This window comes from Hasllibacter sp. MH4015 (assembly GCF_020177575.1).
In the GTDB taxonomy this organism is placed as follows: domain Bacteria; phylum Pseudomonadota; class Alphaproteobacteria; order Rhodobacterales; family Rhodobacteraceae; genus Gymnodinialimonas.
In genome coordinates this window covers 1246719-1261024 of record NZ_JAHTBK010000001.1, presented here as the reverse complement: position 1 = coordinate 1261024, position 14306 = coordinate 1246719, and the positions used below count along the sequence as shown (strand labels likewise).

The following is a 14306-nucleotide window of genomic DNA, read 5'->3' as shown; positions in this document are numbered from 1 at the left end:
GGAATCCTCAGATGGCGATCGCGGCGCTTCGGTTCAGAACGGCGCGCGCGATGCTGTAGACGGTGGAACGGGAGGTCTTGGGATTGCGGGGTGAGGGTTTGCCGACCAGGCGCATCGAGAAATCGAGCGCCGCCGAGGTGACGGCGAAGGTGTGCGTGTTCTCGGACGTCGTCGGATCGGCCACCAGATGGACCTCCGTCCGGTCCATGCCAAGGCCCGCCAGCGCCAAAGTGGCCGCGACATTGGCATTCTTGGGATACAACTGCGCGGCCTCCCGCGCGGTGCCTTCGAAGAAGGTGAATGGCTCGGTCAGGGTTCGGAGGTCCGTCACATCTTGCGCCGGAGTTCCGGCCCATGCCGCGGGTGGTTTCGTGCCTGTATAGGCTACTTGCGTCAGCCCCGACAGCCGCGCCGCGCCAAGCGCGTCGATCCCACCGATGGCACCAGACGGCACAACGCATTGGGCACCCGAGCCACGCGCCGCCGCCTCCAACGCCGCGGCAAGACCGGCATCGGCCAAGGCCCCCGCGGAGGCCACGACCAGATCAGTGCCGTGGGACAGGATCGCCGCACCATGGGCCGCGACCGCCCCGTGGCCCGCGCATTCCACAACAACATCCGGCGCGCTGGCCAGAAGCGTTTCCAGATCGGAGGTCACGGTGATCGCTTTCCCGACCTCCGCCTCAATCTCCGCCACGAGCGCCTCCCGCACCAGAAGCGACAGGCGCGAAGGCGGACCGTTTTGGGCGAGGATGTCTACCAAATCCCGCCCGATGGCCCCGAACCCAATGATTGCGATATGGCCAAGGCTCATGTCTTACCCCCGGCAGCACCCGCGGGCGGTCCGGCAAAGGACTCCGCGAAGGGGCCGATGGCATTCATGTCGACCTCGACCAACACGGGGCCGGAAGCGGAAAGCGTGCCGTCGAACACCTTCGGAAAATCCTCGATCGCCGACACCGAAACATGCGGCATATCAATGGATTGGCAGAGGATCTTGAAGTCGGGCGTCTTCAGCTTGGAATAGTGTCTGCGACCATCATATTGTGCATCCTGAATGTTCTCGATCACGCCATAAGCCGCGTCATTCATCAGGACGAAGGTAATCGACAAATCCTGATCTACCGCTGTGATCAATTCCGCGATGCCAAGCTGTGCGCCGCCGTCGCCCACCAAAGCAATGGTCCGCGCCTCCGCGCCCGCCGCAGCGCCGATGGCCATGGCGATCCCCTGCCCGATCCCGCCGCCAAGCGCGTGGACCCCCAAATGGGACGCCGCGACCTGAACGTAGCGGTTGCCGAAGGTCGAATTGGAAATGGTCACATCGCGCACCCAAGGGTGATTGCCTTGAGGGACCACGGACAGGAGGTGATCGGCGACGACTTGATAGGGACCGAGCCGCCCTCGCAGCGCGCCTTCGGACTTCGCGCGCGCAACCGCGATGTCATAGTGCAATTGCGGATCGGTGTTGAGCGTATCCGGCAACCGATCCAACAAGCCGCGCAAGCTCGCGGCTGCGTAACCGAAGATGAACCCGTCGACCGGATAATTGCGCCCGCCCTGGGTCGGCTCCATGTCGATCTGGTAGAGCGGTCTGGGCAGCGGCATCTTGTTGTTTCGCGTCTCGTTCCCCCGCAGGCGAGAGCCGACGACGATCATCAGATCGGCGTTCTTGAAGATCCCTTCCGCCTCGGGCGTCATGTTGAACGCGCCAAGCGTGCCCTTGTGGCTTTCCGGCACGACGCCGCGGCCCTGGGTCGAGCTGACCGCGCCAAAGCCACGCTCCACCAGCTCCAACGCCTCGGCCGCCGCGCCCCGCGCGCCCCCGCCAAGCCAGATCATCGGGCGCTTGGCGGATTTCACCTTTTCAGCCAGCGCATCCAGCGCCGCGTCATTGAGCGGCGGCAATGCAGGCTTTGGTGGCGTCAGTTTCATGCCTGAAACGGCCGGTACGCGCTGCACATCCACCGGAACCTCAAGGCTGACCGGACCGGTGGGCGGCGTCATCGCGGCACGGATCGCGGCGGCCAGGGTGCCAAGCACGCCGTTCTCATCCCAGATGCGATAGACCGCCTTCGACACGCCGCGCAGCATCTCCGGCTGCTTCGGCACGTCGTGGATCGCCGCCCGGTCCCGGTCCATGTAAGGGCGGTCGATCTGGGTGGTCAGGTGCAGCACGCGGCTGCCTGCGGTCAACGCCTCCGCCTGCGCACCCGCCGCATTACCCGCCGCCGTCCCGGTAGAGGTCAGGGCCACGCCCAATTGCCCCGACACCCGGCTGAATGCATCGGCCATGTTCATCGCACCCGCCTCCCCCCGCGCGGGGATGAAGCGAATGCGCCCCTGTTCGGCCACTGCATCCAGAATGGGCATGTTGTGGATGGAAATCACGCCGAACATCGTGGTGACGCCCGCATCGGCAAGCGCCTCGGCGATCTGGTGGCCAACATTTTGGGACATGGGCATTTTCCGTATCTGGTCAGGCAAAGCGCGAAACGCCGCCGGAGATTTCGAGTTTAGCACCGGTGATGTAGCTGGCCGCCGGAGAGGCGAGGAAGGCGATGGCGCGCGCGGGTTCACTCGGCTGGCCAAGGCGGCCAAGGGGGATCTTCTTGGTCCGCGCAAGCGCGTCATACCATTCATCCCGCGATTGCGATGGATCGTCCCGCGCATCAAAGCGGCGTTGCCACTGCGCGCTATCGACAAGGCCAAGCAAGATGGAATTCACGCGGATATGCGGGGCAAGTTCCGTCGCCAACGACTTCAGCAGGTTCTGCAAACCGGCCCGGGCGGCGGACGTACAGACCATGTGCGGCTCCGGTTGCAGGGCAAGGAGCGAATTGACCGCCACGATGGCGCCTGCTTCGCTTTCGCGCAACATCGCCTGAAACGCGCGAATGGGGTGGAGTTGGCTGAAGAATTTCAACTCCAGCTCCTCGCGCCAATCCGCATCACTGGTATCCTCAAAGGTAGAGACGCGCCCCTGCCCCGCATTTGTCACCAGCGCATCGCAGCCGCCAAACGTCGCCTGCACGTCTCCGGCGAAACCGGCGACGGCGTCCGCGTCGAGAACCGAAAAGGCCCGCGCCAGTACCCGGTCCGCGCCAAATTCATCGGCCAGCTCCGCTGCGACGACCTCCAGCCGTTCGATCCCGCGCGCGCAGAACGCCACCCGCGCGCCGTCCTCCAGAAACACGCGCACAGCCGCCAATCCGATCCCCGAAGAGCCGCCGGTCACCACAACGACGCGGTCTTTCAATCCCAGATCCATGAATCATTCGCCCTTCGGGAAGCCCGGATCGGGCCGTCCGGCCATGACCGCACGTTGTGCGGGCGTCGGCGGCCCGGCGGTCATCCATTGATCCATCGCCTCCGGGTCCTCGCGCGACCAGACTTTGGGTTCGTGGGTCGCCTCGTCAATCTGCTGTACCTCGGACGTGAACTCGATGACGAAACCGGAGGGAGAGACGAAATAGGCGAACGGGTTGTTGCCTGGCCCATGCCGCCCCGGCCCCCAACTGGGCACCTGCCCCTTTTGCTTCATCCGGCCGATGCCGCGCATGAAACTGTCGATGCCCGGCATCTCGAAGGCCACATGGTTCACGGACGGGTATTGCGACCGCACAAGGGCGATGGCGTGATGATCGCTGCCGCAGCGCAGGAACACCATCTGGTCGGCGGAATAGTCGCTGGTGCGGAAACCCAACATCTCCTCGTACCATTTCTGAACCCCGTCCATATCGGGGGAGTTCAACACCACATGGCTGATCTTGCGCGGGTAGGCGTGGACATCGTCCGCCTGCCGCAACGCGACATCAGCGCTGATCCGCAGGCGGCGGTGGTCCGGATCGGCAACCTCGAATCCGTAGCCGCCGAAGGGACCGTCCAGATCACTGGGTGCCGACCGCAGGTCGGCACCCTTGTTCTGCAAGTGACGGAAAAGCGCATCGACGCCCGCACGGTCCGGCATTCCGAAATGGATGTATTCAATCCCGTAGGTCGTGTCGTCCTTCAAACCGTAGATGAAAGGCTGCGCCCCCGTCCCGTGGAGGTAGGTGATCCCATCCTCCGCGTGGGCGACATTCAGGCCCCATTGTTCGGTGTAGAACGGGGTCGTCGCAGAAATTCCGGGCGCGCGCATCACGATCCCACGCAGGTGGTCCAGTCTGATATCGTCTGTCATCTCAAGCTCCCTCTCGGGTTTGGGCGGTGGCGGCTGATAAAGTGGTCAAAAGTGCGGCACAGAACGCATCGGGCTGTTGCAGGTAGACGGCGTGGCCCGCCCCTTCGATTTCGGTGATCTCGGGATGTGCGCCGTGAGCGTTCGCCCAAGCCGCAGCGGCTGCGTCCGTCTGGGTTCGCGGCGTGATCCGATCCTGAGCCCCGATGATGAAACGCGGTCGAGCGGGAACATGGGCCAGGTTCCCCGGAAGATCGCCGGAGGCCAACATGCGCACGGCCTGCCCGTAGCCATGCGGCTCGATCCGGGACATTGCGTCGGTGACATGCCCGACGATATCGGCATTGTTTTCAGGATCGTGGACAAGGTTTGCGCCGCGCGCCATGGCGAATGCCTGCGGCCCGAGCCGTGCCAGATCCTCCAGACGCGCGCAGGCCTTGTCGGGCAGCGTGCCGCCCCGAGGCACCCCGTATCCGTTCGCAGCGGCGGCGAGGGTGAGGCTTTGGACCCGGTCGGGAAAATCTCGCGCGAAGGCGGCGGCCATCAAGGTGCCAAGGGAATGGCCGACGAGGTTCACGCGCCCGAACCCAAGGGCATCGAGAAAGGTCGCAAGACGCGCCGCATAATCGTCTGCGATCGGCCACGGGGACGGCAGCGGGTCGGACCCCAGATATCCCGGCGCGTTCCAAGCCAAAAGATGCAGATCGCCCGGCAACACCTCGAACAACGGCGCAAACGACATCGCGTTCGACCCGATACCGTGCAGAAAGACAATTCGTGGTCCAGAGCCTTCCCGCTCCAGATACGTCAAGCCAGCGTTGGATTTGAGCCTTGGCTGAGCCATCGCGCCGTGCTTCCCCCCGAATGCGCGCATAGATCCTACGGCACGCGCGTTCATGTAGTTCACTATTGAACACTGTGTTCAATTTGGAAATGGTGCGGGTTTCCCGGGCGCGAGTCAAGGCGCGTCGACAAACGCAATCAGGTGTCGGGATTCTCTTTGCCGGCCGGGCGCAAAACCGCATCGAATACCGCGGACAGCGCGTCATGGTCCGACAGAACCAGGACATGAGCCACGAATTGATCCGGGCGTACGACGATCAAGGCCCCGTTTTGCCGGTCAATCCCACGCATATCGAAGATGTCATGCGCCGGATCGGCGCAGAACACCTTCTCGTAATCCACCAACCCGAATATTCCCTTCGTCGGAACCAGCAACGAGGGCATGTCGGTGGGCGTCAGGTCGCGGTGGCCCTGCTGAAACACGGCGCGGACGTCCACGACGCTGTCGATATCGGCGCCGTCTTGTGTCACCCGCCGCAAGGGGCTGTTCTCTCCCTGTTCAAGCCAATCGCACAGACGCGCGATCGAACCGCCCGGCGCGCCCCGATCATCCGCCCCGGCGAAGACGACCACGCGCCAACGCCCGTCGGCTTTCAGTATATGGCCCAGTTGCATAGGCTTGGCGTCGGCCATGCGGACAACGGGGGCGGAGTGAAACCGCTTGCCCACCACCAACCCTTTGGCCAGATGCTGATGCGTCGTCCCACCCGTCAGGATCGACGGCGCGTAGCGTGTTTCCACCCCCGCCGTGTAGCGGCCATGTTTCTTGAAGTATTGTTGAAACTGCGCCGCTTCGTCTGCATCCTTCGGCTTGGCACTGAACAGGCGCGCCATGTCGCGGTCGAAATCAATCAACTCCTGTGCCTTGGCCTGCCGTTCCTCCGAATACGTCCGCAGAAGCGCCGGATCGGACTGGCCGCGCAAAACAGACGCCAGTTTCCAGCCGAGGTTGAAGGCATCCGCCATGGAGACGTTCATCCCTTGCCCCGCCTTGGGGCTGTGGGTGTGGCAGGCATCGCCCGCAATGAAAATCCGCGGCTCCTGTCCCGCTTTGGCGTCATCGAAACGTGCGCAGACCCGTTGACCGATCTCATAGGCCGACCACCACGCCACCTCGCTCACGTCAAAGCGATACGGCGCAAGGATGGCACGCGCCTTCGCGATCAACATATCCGCATTCACACCCCGGTCCGCGGCCCGTTCATCGCCATGCAATTCGTCGAGTTCGATATAGAGCCGCGCCATGTACCCGCCCTCTCGCGGGATGAGGAGGATGCTGCCGTCACCGGCGGACTGGATCGCGGCTTTCAGGCGGAAATCGGGAAAATCCGTCACGGCAAGCACATCCATGACGCCCCAAAGCTGCCGCGCGGCCTCTCCCTCCAGGGCCAGGCCAAGGGATTTTCGCACGGCACTCCGCGCACCGTCGCAGCCCACCACGTACCGGGCGCGGATCGTCGTGGGCGCGCTTCCCGCAACGTCGAACGTGGCTTCAAGCGGATGGGTCGCGTGGTTGTCCCGCCTCAGCGCCACCAATCGGCGCCCGTAGTCGGGTCGCAGGCGGGTTGGCGCATTCTCCATCACCTCCAGGTAGAAATCGTGCACCCGCGCCTGGTTGAGGATGACGTGCGGCATCTCCGACAGGTCGTCCTCTACATCCTGGATTCGGTCGGCGCGGTGCAGTTTTCCCTCTGCATCCGGGCGCCAGAATGCCACCTCGTTGACCCAATACGCCTCCTTCATCACGCGATCGGCGAAGCCGAAGGCTGCGAACATCTCCATCGAACGGCACGCGATCCCGTCGGCTTGCCCGACCTCCAGCGGGCCATCCTTTTGGTCCACGATGCATGTCGTGATGTCAGGAAACGCGGCCAGCTGCGCGGCAAGCGTCAGACCGGCGGGACCGCACCCGACGATCAGCACGTCCACATCGCCACGCGCGGCCTCGACCCTCTCATCCGCAGGATGGACCGCAGGATCGCCCGAGCGGTAGCCGTCAAGATGATATTGCATCGCGCGCCCTCTCCCTAGCCGCAGCTTGCGTCGCTTTTGCCAAGCAGCGACAGGATCTCGGCGCAATTCTCGGTCCGTCCGCCGCAGCAATCGGCCAGCAGGAACCCGACGAGCGCATTCACCGCACCAAGGTCGGCGGCGTAGCGGATTTCCTTCTGGTGCCGGGTGGAGGTCAAGATACCCGCCCGACGCAGGGTCGCCAGATGCGCCGATAACGTTGACGGAACAACATCAAGGCGCCGCGCGATCTCCAGCGCCGGAAGACTGCCCGGAACCTCGCGCACCAAAAGCCGGAACACGGCAACGCGGGTCGGTTGTGCCAAAGCGGCAAATGCGTCTATAGCGCGGGTCTGATCCATGTTTCGATCATTCCCGAATTATCAAATCTTGACAAGAGAACCGGCGCAGGATTACCGATAGATCAATTCGGTTTTCGCCGAAATGAATGCCGCGTAAGGAGCCGCTTGATGTCCCGACGCCTGATGGCCGAAGCCCTCGGCACCTTCTTCCTACTGGCCACCGTGATCGGGTCGGGGATCATGGCGGAGCGACTTGCCGACGGAAACCTTGCCATCGCCCTTCTGGGAAACACACTGCCCACCGGCGCGATCCTTGTCGTGCTGATCACGATTTTCGCCCCGATCTCGGGCGCGCATTTAAACCCGGCAGTCACGCTGGCCTTCGCCCTCAAGCAAGACATCGGGGCGCGCGATGCGGGGCTTTACGTCGTCGCGCAGATCACCGGCGGCGTGTTTGGGGTTTTCGCGGCACATCTGATGTTCGACCATCCAATCCTCGACGCCTCCACCACGCTGCGCAGCGGTGTTGGCCAATGGAGCGGGGAATTCGTCGCCACCTTCGGTTTGATCGGCACGATCCTCGCCTGCCTGAAAGCGCGCCCGGATGCGGTTCCGATGGCTGTGGGCCTCTACATCACCGCCGCCTACTGGTTCACGTCTTCGACCTCTTTCGCCAACCCTGCCGTCACGATCGCGCGCGGCTTCTCAGACACGTTTGCCGGGATCTCGCCCGCTGACATCGCCCCATTCATCGCCGTGCAACTGGGCGCGGCGATCCTTGCCACACTCTTCTTCGGCTGGCTCCTTGCAGGGAAGGAACACTGATGTCCGACACGCCCCAGATCCACGAGGCCGCCTTTCGTGTGTCCGATCCGCATCGCCTTTTTCCCGCGACCCCGTCCACCCATGCGCCGCGCATCCTGCTGCTTTACGGCTCGCTCAGGTCACGATCCTTCAGCCGCCTGATGTCGGAGGAAGCGGCGCGCGTTCTTGCCCGCCTTGGGGCCGAGACGCGGACCTTCGATCCAACCGGCCTGCCCCTGCCCGACGGCGCGTCGGACGACCACCCCAAGGTGGCCGAATTGCGAGAGGCCGTGACCTGGTGCGAGGGGATGGTCTGGTGCTCCCCCGAACGGCACGGGGCGATGACCGGTATCATGAAGGCCCAGATCGACTGGATTCCGCTCTCCCTCGGGGCGGTTCGCCCGACGCAAGGCAAGACGCTGGCGCTGATGCAGGTCAATGGCGGATCGCAAAGCTTCAACGCGGTGAACCAGCTGCGCATTCTAGGGCGGTGGATGCGGTGCCTGACGATCCCGAACCAATCCTCCGTCCCGAAAGCGTTTCAGCAGTTCGGATCAGACGACCGCATGCGGCCCTCGCCCTATTTCGACCGTATGGTCGATGTGATGGAGGAATTGGTGAAATTCACCCTTCTGACCCGCGACAGCGTCGATCACCTTGTCGATCGCTACTCGGAGCGGGCGGAGAAGGGACAGGCGCTGATCGACCGGGTCAACCGAACCGGCTAGCCCCGCGCCCAAGTCAGCCAGCCAAGCGTCGCATCCGTGTTTTCACCGGGCTTGTACTCCGCACCGAGTGGCGTTTCCCACCCCGATGCCTCGATCCAGGCGAAGACCTTGCGATAGTCCAGATCACCCCCGTCCGGCGGGCCGCGGTCGGGGACGCGGGCGAACTGGATATGGCCGATTATCGGTTGCAGGTTGGAAAGGTGGCGCAGTACGTCGCCCTCCGTCCGGGCCACATGATAACAATCGAACATCAGTTTCAGGTTCGGCACCGCCACCTCCGCTATGATCTGCGCGGCCTGGTCGAGATTGCGCAGGAAATAGCCCGGCGCGTCGAACCGGTTCAATGGCTCGATCAGGATCGTGATGCCGTGCCTGGCCGCGCGGTTGCTGGCACATTGCAGGGCATCGATGAAACAAAGATGCGCCGCGTCGCCCGATGCCACACCGGCCATCACATGCACGTTGCCCGCCCCGATTGCCGTGGCATAGGACAGCGCCTCATCAATGGCGCGGCACGCCTCCTCCTGTCGCCCGGGCACGGCGCTCATCCCATTCTCACCCGCCGCCACGTTACCCCGGGCGGTGTTCAGGCCGAGCATCCGCAGGCCCGTGTCGGACAGTGCATCGCGAACGACGTCAGGTGGCGTGTCGTAGGGCCAATGGCATTCCACCGCGTCGAAGCCCGCCGCTTTCGCGGCCCGGATCGCATCGGGCAGCGGACAATCGGCCCACAGGAACCCCAGGTTGGCGGAGAATTTCATTCCTCCCACTCCACGTCGAACGCCGTGACCACCGCCTGCACCTCTGCGTCGGTCAGCATCCGGGGCGAAAGGCCGCGGGTCAACATCGCCAGCCGCGCGGTCGCCTCCAGCTCCTCCACAGCGTTGCACGCGGCCTCCACGTCGCGGCCCGCCACCACTGGCCCGTGATTGGCCAGCATGACCGCAGAGCGTTTGCCCGCCAGTCCGCGCACCGCCTGCCCCATGGCCGGATCACCGGGCAGGAAGAACGGCAACAGCTTCACACGCCCCAGCTTCATCAGGCCGTAGGGCGTAAGGGGCGGCAGGAAATCGTCTTCGTCCACATCGGGCATCATCGACAACGCAACGGAGTGGCACGAATGCAGATGCACGACCGCACCCGCGGTACTGCGCGTGTCGTAGAACGCGGTGTGAAGCGGCATTTCCTTGGTCGGCGGATCGCCGTCGATCAATACACCACCCGCATCGAACCGGCTGAGCCGCGCGGGATCGAGGCGCCCGAAACTCGTGCCGGTCGGGCTGACCAACAGGCCACCATCCGCCGTCCGGGCCGAGATATTGCCGGTGCTGCCCCCGGTCAGGCCCCGTTCGAAGATCGAGCGCGCCAGAAGGCAGATCTGTTCGCGCAGGCGCGTCTCGTCGCTCATGGCCCGTCCAATCCCGTGCGGGCGTCGGAAAAGAAGCTCTCCGCGCCGAAATTCCCGGATTTCAGGGCCAGCGCGATGTCCGCCCCGTCTGTCCGCCCGTAAGTCCAAGGGACACCCGGCGCGATTTCCGCACCGATGGTCAGCCGATCGACCCCAAGCGCCTGCGTGACCGCGCCCGATGTCTCTCCCCCCGCTACGATGAAATTGCGCGCGCCCATCTCCCGCCCGGCGCGCGCGCAGGCGGCAAGGGCCTCCTCCACCAGCGACCCGGCCCGTGCGGTGCCAAGCCGGTCCTGCGCCTTCCTGACGTCCTCCGGTCGCGCCGTGGCATAGATCAGCGGGGCCTGCGCGAGGTCCTGTTGTGCAAGCCAATCGAGGACCGGGCCGGGCCCCGCCTCCGCCAAAGCAAGGGGATCAAGCCGATAACCCGCCGCGCCCGTCGCGAGATACGCCGCGACCTGCGCATTTGTCATGGAGGAGCAGCTTCCCGAGAGGACGATAGTTTCCGGCGGCAGGAGTGGAGTATCGTGGCCATCGCCCGCCGCCCCCACGGCCCCGTCCTTCACGTAAAGCGCCGACAAGGGCCGTGCGAGGGCGCTGCCGCCGGTCACCAAGGCCATGTCCTCGCAAGCGGCGGCAATCGTGGAAAGGTCCGCATCGGCGACGGCATCGACGATCACATGGGCCACACCCTCGTCCCGCAAGGTCGCAAGCCGGTCCGCCACCGCGCCGCGCGTAACCTCCATCCGGTCCACCAGCCCCACGCGCCGCGTCACTTGCGGCGCAAGCAACCGCATCAGGTTGCTGTCGCGCATCGGCGTAAGCGGATGATCCCTCATCGGGCTTTCGGCCAGTGGATCGCGTCCCACGAAGAGATGTCCCATGAACACCGACCGCCCGTTTTCCGGAAACGCCGGGCAATAGATCGTCTGATCAGTGCCAAGATCGTCCATCAGTGCCTCCGCCACCGGGCCGATATTGCCTTCGGGCGTGGAATCGAAGGTGGAGCAATATTTCCAGAATACCCGCTCCGCCCCGGCATGTTGCAACCAGGCCAAGGCAGCGCGCGCCTGCGCCACCGCCTCCGCCACGGGGAGGTTGCGAATTTTCAGGGCGATCACCTCGAACGGGGCAGTCTCCTCCGGCGGACCGCTCGGCACCCCGATGCGTAGGGAGACCGGGACACCCCCACGCGCAAGGATGCCTGCAAGGTCGGTCGCCCCGGTGAAATCATCCGCGATGCAGCCCAGATAAGTCGCCATTGCCCGGGGTCCCCCCGCCCCCCACGGCAACATCGCCAACGGCTTGCGCGCTGTCACGTTGAAAATCGCGGGCTCGCGCAAGATCGGCGCAGAAGGCTTGCGTCGCCTGCACCTTCGCGGCCCCGTCGAGGCGCAACAGATAAGACGGGTGGAGGGTGACAAGCACATCACCGCCATGCCGCCCCGGCTCCACCCGTCCCCGCCGCGCGGCCATCGCGCCGTTGCGGCCGGTCAGGGCGCGCGCCGCGGTGGCCCCCATCGCAAGGACGAGGCGCGGCTTGATCAACCGCATTTCCAGGTCCAGCCACCATTTGCAGGCCTCGACCTCCCCGACATTGGGGCGCTGATGGATGCGGCGCTTGCCACGCGGGGTGAACTTGAAATGCTTCACGGCGTTCGTGACATAGGCATCGTCGATCGACAGACCGACGTCTTGCGCAAGCGCGCGCAAAAGCTGACCGGCGGGACCGACGAAGGGAAGACCCGCCAGATCTTCCTGGTCGCCCGGCTGTTCCCCCACGATCATCAGCGGCGCATCAACCGGCCCTTGCCCCCACACGGTTTGGGTGGCGTGACAGGCCAGATCGCACCGCTCGCAGGCCGCAGCGCGCCGCCGCAACGCCTCCATCGCATCCGGGCTCGCCTCCTCCGCCCGGTCCTGGGCGCGCGCGATTGCCTCGAAAAACGCCGGGGCCTGGGTCGGGGCGGCCTCCTGCATGGCGCGGCTGCGGGATTGCGCAGTCTGGACCAGATCGGGGATCAGCCGCGCCTCGGGCAGGTTCTTCCAGTATTTCTTGGGCATCTCCGATTGCATCGCCCGGGTCATCAAGCGCGCCGGATTGAAGATGGAGGCATAGTAGGTACACCAAAGCTCTTCCGCCGCGTCGTCGGGGGGCGGCTTCGCGTCGGACGTCTCCGCATAGGTGAGCGTCCCGTTCTTGAACGTCGCGGTCAGGGTCGGCGTGGCAATGACCCAATCCATGTCACCGAACCGCTTGGCGAAGAACGGCGTTCCCGCCTCCACGATCGGATGCTCGGGCTCGAACCAGGCCGCGAAGGCGCGGCGCTCCCCGTGGGGTGGCCCTTCGCGGAACCGCACGAAGGCGTGCATTTTGTGGATATCGCGGCGCACGGCCTTGGCGTGATCCAGCAGCTTGTGCATCTGCGGATCGGACCGGTCGCCGAACCGCAGATCACCGTGCGCCATGCGCCAGACCACCTGGTACGCGCGGGCATAGCGGTCCGGGTCCGAATGGCTGAGCGCTGTCTCGATCGTACCAAGCGCCGCTTTCGAAAGGGTATAGGACGATCCCGCGCGCCCCTGATCCGACGCCTCCGGCAAGCGGTCGAACAAGGTGTCCGCCCCGCTCCAATCCACCTCCTCCGGTCGTATGCCATCGCGCAGAAACCCGCGCGCGGCTGCCCGCCAGACGGCCAATGCCCCGATCCTGGGTATGGCGACCCTATGCATCAGATCAGCAGCATCTGTTCGGGCGGCGGGGCGAAGCGGGCACGCAGGTTGGCGGCATCGGTCAGGCCACCGGGCGACCACCCATCGGCCACGATAAACGCCTTGGCGGTTTTCATATTCGCACCGATGGCGGCCAGATCCTCGTATCTCAACCGCCGGTGCCTGCGCGCGCCAAGGATGCGCTGGACCGACCGCGTCCCGATGCCCGGAACGCGCAACAGCATTTCCTTGCCGGCGGTGTTGATATCGACGGGAAAGGCCGCGCGGTGGCGCAACGCCCAAGACAATTTCGGATCGACATCCAGATCCAGCATCCCGTCATCGGCCAGTTCGCCCGCCTCGAACCCGTAAAACCGCAACAGCCAGTCGGCTTGGTAGAGGCGATGTTCCCGCACCAGCGGCGGCGATTTCAGCGGCAGGATGCGAGAGCTGTCGGGGATCGGAGAGAAGGCGGAATAATACACCCGGCTAAGCGCGTAATTGGCGTAAAGGTTGCTCGATTGATGCAGAATCGTGCGGTCGTTGGCCCCGTCCGCGCCGACGATCATCTGGGTCGATTGGCCTGCGGGCGCGAACTTGGCCTTGCGCTTGCCGCGATAGGTTTTCTCGCGCGACGCTTCGCGGCGCAGCCGCACCTCTCCCATCGCCTTGCGGATTTCCGTGAGGTCTTTTTCCGGCGCAAGCTGATCCAGGCCCTTCTGGGTCGGCAATTCGACGTTGATCGACAATCGGTCGGCCCATTTGCCCGCTTCGTCCAGCAGCTCGGGGGAGGCATCGGGGATGGTTTTGAGGTGCACGTAGCCGCGGAAATTCTCCTGCTCCCGCAGCGTTCGTACGATGCGCACCATGTCGGCCATCGTGTCGTCGGGGCTGCGGATGATCCCGGACGACAGGAACAGCCCCTCGATATAGTTCCGACGGTAGAATTCGACGGTCAGATACACCACCTCCTCCACCGAGAACCGCGCGCGCTCGATCCGGCTTGAGGCGCGGTTCACACAATAGGCGCAATCGTAGATACAGAAATTCGTCATCAGGATCTTGAGAAGGCTGATACAGCGTCCGTCCGGCGCGTAGGAATGGCAGATGCCGGTGCCGCCCGATGAACCCAACCCCTTGCCATCGGACGAATTGCGACGCTCCCCCCCGGACGACGCGCAGGACGCATCGTATTTCGCCGCGTCGGCGAGGATGGAGAGTTTTTCGGATAACGAACGCTTGGCCATATGTTCGTTATATGTTCTACACCGGAAAAGAGAAGTGTTCACCTTCTGTTTTCCTTTGACCTGCGGCGAATT

General features: G+C 64.5%; 14 protein-coding genes. 2 read left to right on the top strand and 12 right to left on the bottom strand.

Translation table 11 applies throughout. From position 1 onward, the window contains the following. Nucleotides 1-7: 7 nt before the first annotated feature. The 7 genes from KUW62_RS06625 to KUW62_RS06595 form a co-directional block, all read right to left on the bottom strand. Nucleotides 8-814: an aspartate dehydrogenase gene (locus KUW62_RS06625; protein WP_224814720.1), complete on the bottom strand. Its 807-nt coding sequence runs from the start codon at nucleotides 812-814 to the stop codon at nucleotides 8-10. Continuing rightward, nucleotides 811-2460, bottom strand: coding sequence for a thiamine pyrophosphate-binding protein (locus KUW62_RS06620; protein WP_224814719.1), 1650 nt, complete (start codon nucleotides 2458-2460; stop codon nucleotides 811-813). Before KUW62_RS06620 ends, KUW62_RS06625 begins: the two co-directional genes overlap by 4 nt. A gap of 19 nt (nucleotides 2461-2479) precedes the next feature. After that, nucleotides 2480-3271 (bottom strand): SDR family oxidoreductase, encoded by a 792-nt coding sequence (locus KUW62_RS06615; protein ID WP_224814718.1) that lies wholly within the window; start codon nucleotides 3269-3271, stop codon nucleotides 2480-2482. Nucleotides 3272-3274: 3 nt separating this feature from the next. Further along, nucleotides 3275-4183, bottom strand: a complete 909-nt coding sequence (locus KUW62_RS06610) for a VOC family protein (protein ID WP_224814717.1) — start codon at nucleotides 4181-4183, stop codon at nucleotides 3275-3277. Between the two features lies 1 nt (nucleotide 4184). Further along, nucleotides 4185-5024, bottom strand: coding sequence for an alpha/beta fold hydrolase (locus KUW62_RS06605; RefSeq protein ID WP_224814716.1), 840 nt, complete (start codon nucleotides 5022-5024; stop codon nucleotides 4185-4187). Between the two features lie 137 nt (nucleotides 5025-5161). Further along, nucleotides 5162-7036: an FAD-dependent monooxygenase gene (locus KUW62_RS06600; RefSeq protein ID WP_224814715.1), complete on the bottom strand. Its 1875-nt coding sequence runs from the start codon at nucleotides 7034-7036 to the stop codon at nucleotides 5162-5164. Between the two features lie 14 nt (nucleotides 7037-7050). After that, nucleotides 7051-7395, bottom strand: a complete 345-nt coding sequence (locus tag KUW62_RS06595) for a helix-turn-helix transcriptional regulator (protein ID WP_224814714.1) — start codon at nucleotides 7393-7395, stop codon at nucleotides 7051-7053. A 108-nt stretch (nucleotides 7396-7503) separates the two neighbouring features. On the opposite strand from KUW62_RS06595, the gene KUW62_RS06590 reads away from it, so the two are divergent. After that, the gene (locus tag KUW62_RS06590) at nucleotides 7504-8160 is read left to right on the top strand and encodes an MIP/aquaporin family protein (RefSeq protein ID WP_224814713.1); all 657 of its coding nucleotides are present in this window, start codon (nucleotides 7504-7506) and stop codon (nucleotides 8158-8160) included. Beyond that, entirely contained in the window at nucleotides 8160-8867 is a 708-nt protein-coding gene (gene arsH / locus KUW62_RS06585; RefSeq protein WP_224814712.1) for an arsenical resistance protein ArsH, read from the top strand. Before KUW62_RS06590 ends, arsH begins: the two co-directional genes overlap by 1 nt. On the opposite strand, the gene KUW62_RS06580 is transcribed toward arsH, so the two are convergent. From KUW62_RS06580 to KUW62_RS06560, 5 genes are read right to left on the bottom strand one after another with little or no spacing between them, the layout of a single operon-like run. After that, nucleotides 8864-9628: a hydroxypyruvate isomerase family protein gene (locus tag KUW62_RS06580; RefSeq protein ID WP_224814711.1), complete on the bottom strand. Its 765-nt coding sequence runs from the start codon at nucleotides 9626-9628 to the stop codon at nucleotides 8864-8866. The genes arsH and KUW62_RS06580 overlap by 4 nt on opposite strands. Beyond that, the gene (locus KUW62_RS06575; RefSeq protein WP_224814710.1) at nucleotides 9625-10275 is read right to left on the bottom strand and encodes an aldolase; all 651 of its coding nucleotides are present in this window, start codon (nucleotides 10273-10275) and stop codon (nucleotides 9625-9627) included. Before KUW62_RS06575 ends, KUW62_RS06580 begins: the two co-directional genes overlap by 4 nt. Continuing rightward, nucleotides 10272-11537, bottom strand: a complete 1266-nt coding sequence (otnK, locus tag KUW62_RS06570) for a 3-oxo-tetronate kinase (protein WP_224814709.1) — start codon at nucleotides 11535-11537, stop codon at nucleotides 10272-10274. Before otnK ends, KUW62_RS06575 begins: the two co-directional genes overlap by 4 nt. After that, nucleotides 11506-13008 carry a UdgX family uracil-DNA binding protein gene (locus KUW62_RS06565; RefSeq protein ID WP_224814708.1) on the bottom strand — a complete coding sequence of 501 codons (1503 nt, stop codon included), beginning with the start codon at nucleotides 13006-13008 and terminating at the stop codon, nucleotides 11506-11508. Before KUW62_RS06565 ends, otnK begins: the two co-directional genes overlap by 32 nt. After that, nucleotides 13008-14234 carry a putative DNA modification/repair radical SAM protein gene (locus KUW62_RS06560; RefSeq protein ID WP_224814707.1) on the bottom strand — a complete coding sequence of 409 codons (1227 nt, stop codon included), beginning with the start codon at nucleotides 14232-14234 and terminating at the stop codon, nucleotides 13008-13010. Before KUW62_RS06560 ends, KUW62_RS06565 begins: the two co-directional genes overlap by 1 nt. Nucleotides 14235-14306: the final 72 nt, after the last annotated feature.

Excerpts from the sequence above, each read along its gene's own strand:
- arsH (WP_224814712.1), top strand. The coding sequence starts at position 8,160 with ATGTCCGACACGCCCCAGATCCACGAGGCCGCCTTTCGTGTGTCCGAT.
- KUW62_RS06560 (WP_224814707.1), bottom strand. The coding sequence starts at position 14,234 with ATGGCCAAGCGTTCGTTATCCGAAAAACTCTCCATCCTCGCCGACGCG.
- KUW62_RS06610 (WP_224814717.1), bottom strand. The coding sequence starts at position 4,183 with ATGACAGACGATATCAGACTGGACCACCTGCGTGGGATCGTGATGCGC.
- KUW62_RS06595 (WP_224814714.1), bottom strand. The coding sequence starts at position 7,395 with ATGGATCAGACCCGCGCTATAGACGCATTTGCCGCTTTGGCACAACCG.
- KUW62_RS06580 (WP_224814711.1), bottom strand. The coding sequence starts at position 9,628 with ATGAAATTCTCCGCCAACCTGGGGTTCCTGTGGGCCGATTGTCCGCTG.
- KUW62_RS06625 (WP_224814720.1), bottom strand. The coding sequence starts at position 814 with ATGAGCCTTGGCCATATCGCAATCATTGGGTTCGGGGCCATCGGGCGG.
- KUW62_RS06615 (WP_224814718.1), bottom strand. The coding sequence starts at position 3,271 with ATGGATCTGGGATTGAAAGACCGCGTCGTTGTGGTGACCGGCGGCTCT.
- KUW62_RS06590 (WP_224814713.1), top strand. The coding sequence starts at position 7,504 with ATGTCCCGACGCCTGATGGCCGAAGCCCTCGGCACCTTCTTCCTACTG.
- otnK (WP_224814709.1), bottom strand. The coding sequence starts at position 11,537 with ATGGCGACTTATCTGGGCTGCATCGCGGATGATTTCACCGGGGCGACC.
- KUW62_RS06605 (WP_224814716.1), bottom strand. The coding sequence starts at position 5,024 with ATGGCTCAGCCAAGGCTCAAATCCAACGCTGGCTTGACGTATCTGGAG.
- KUW62_RS06600 (WP_224814715.1), bottom strand. The coding sequence starts at position 7,036 with ATGCAATATCATCTTGACGGCTACCGCTCGGGCGATCCTGCGGTCCAT.
- KUW62_RS06620 (WP_224814719.1), bottom strand. The coding sequence starts at position 2,460 with ATGTCCCAAAATGTTGGCCACCAGATCGCCGAGGCGCTTGCCGATGCG.
- KUW62_RS06575 (WP_224814710.1), bottom strand. The coding sequence starts at position 10,275 with ATGAGCGACGAGACGCGCCTGCGCGAACAGATCTGCCTTCTGGCGCGC.
- KUW62_RS06565 (WP_224814708.1), bottom strand. The coding sequence starts at position 13,008 with ATGCATAGGGTCGCCATACCCAGGATCGGGGCATTGGCCGTCTGGCGG.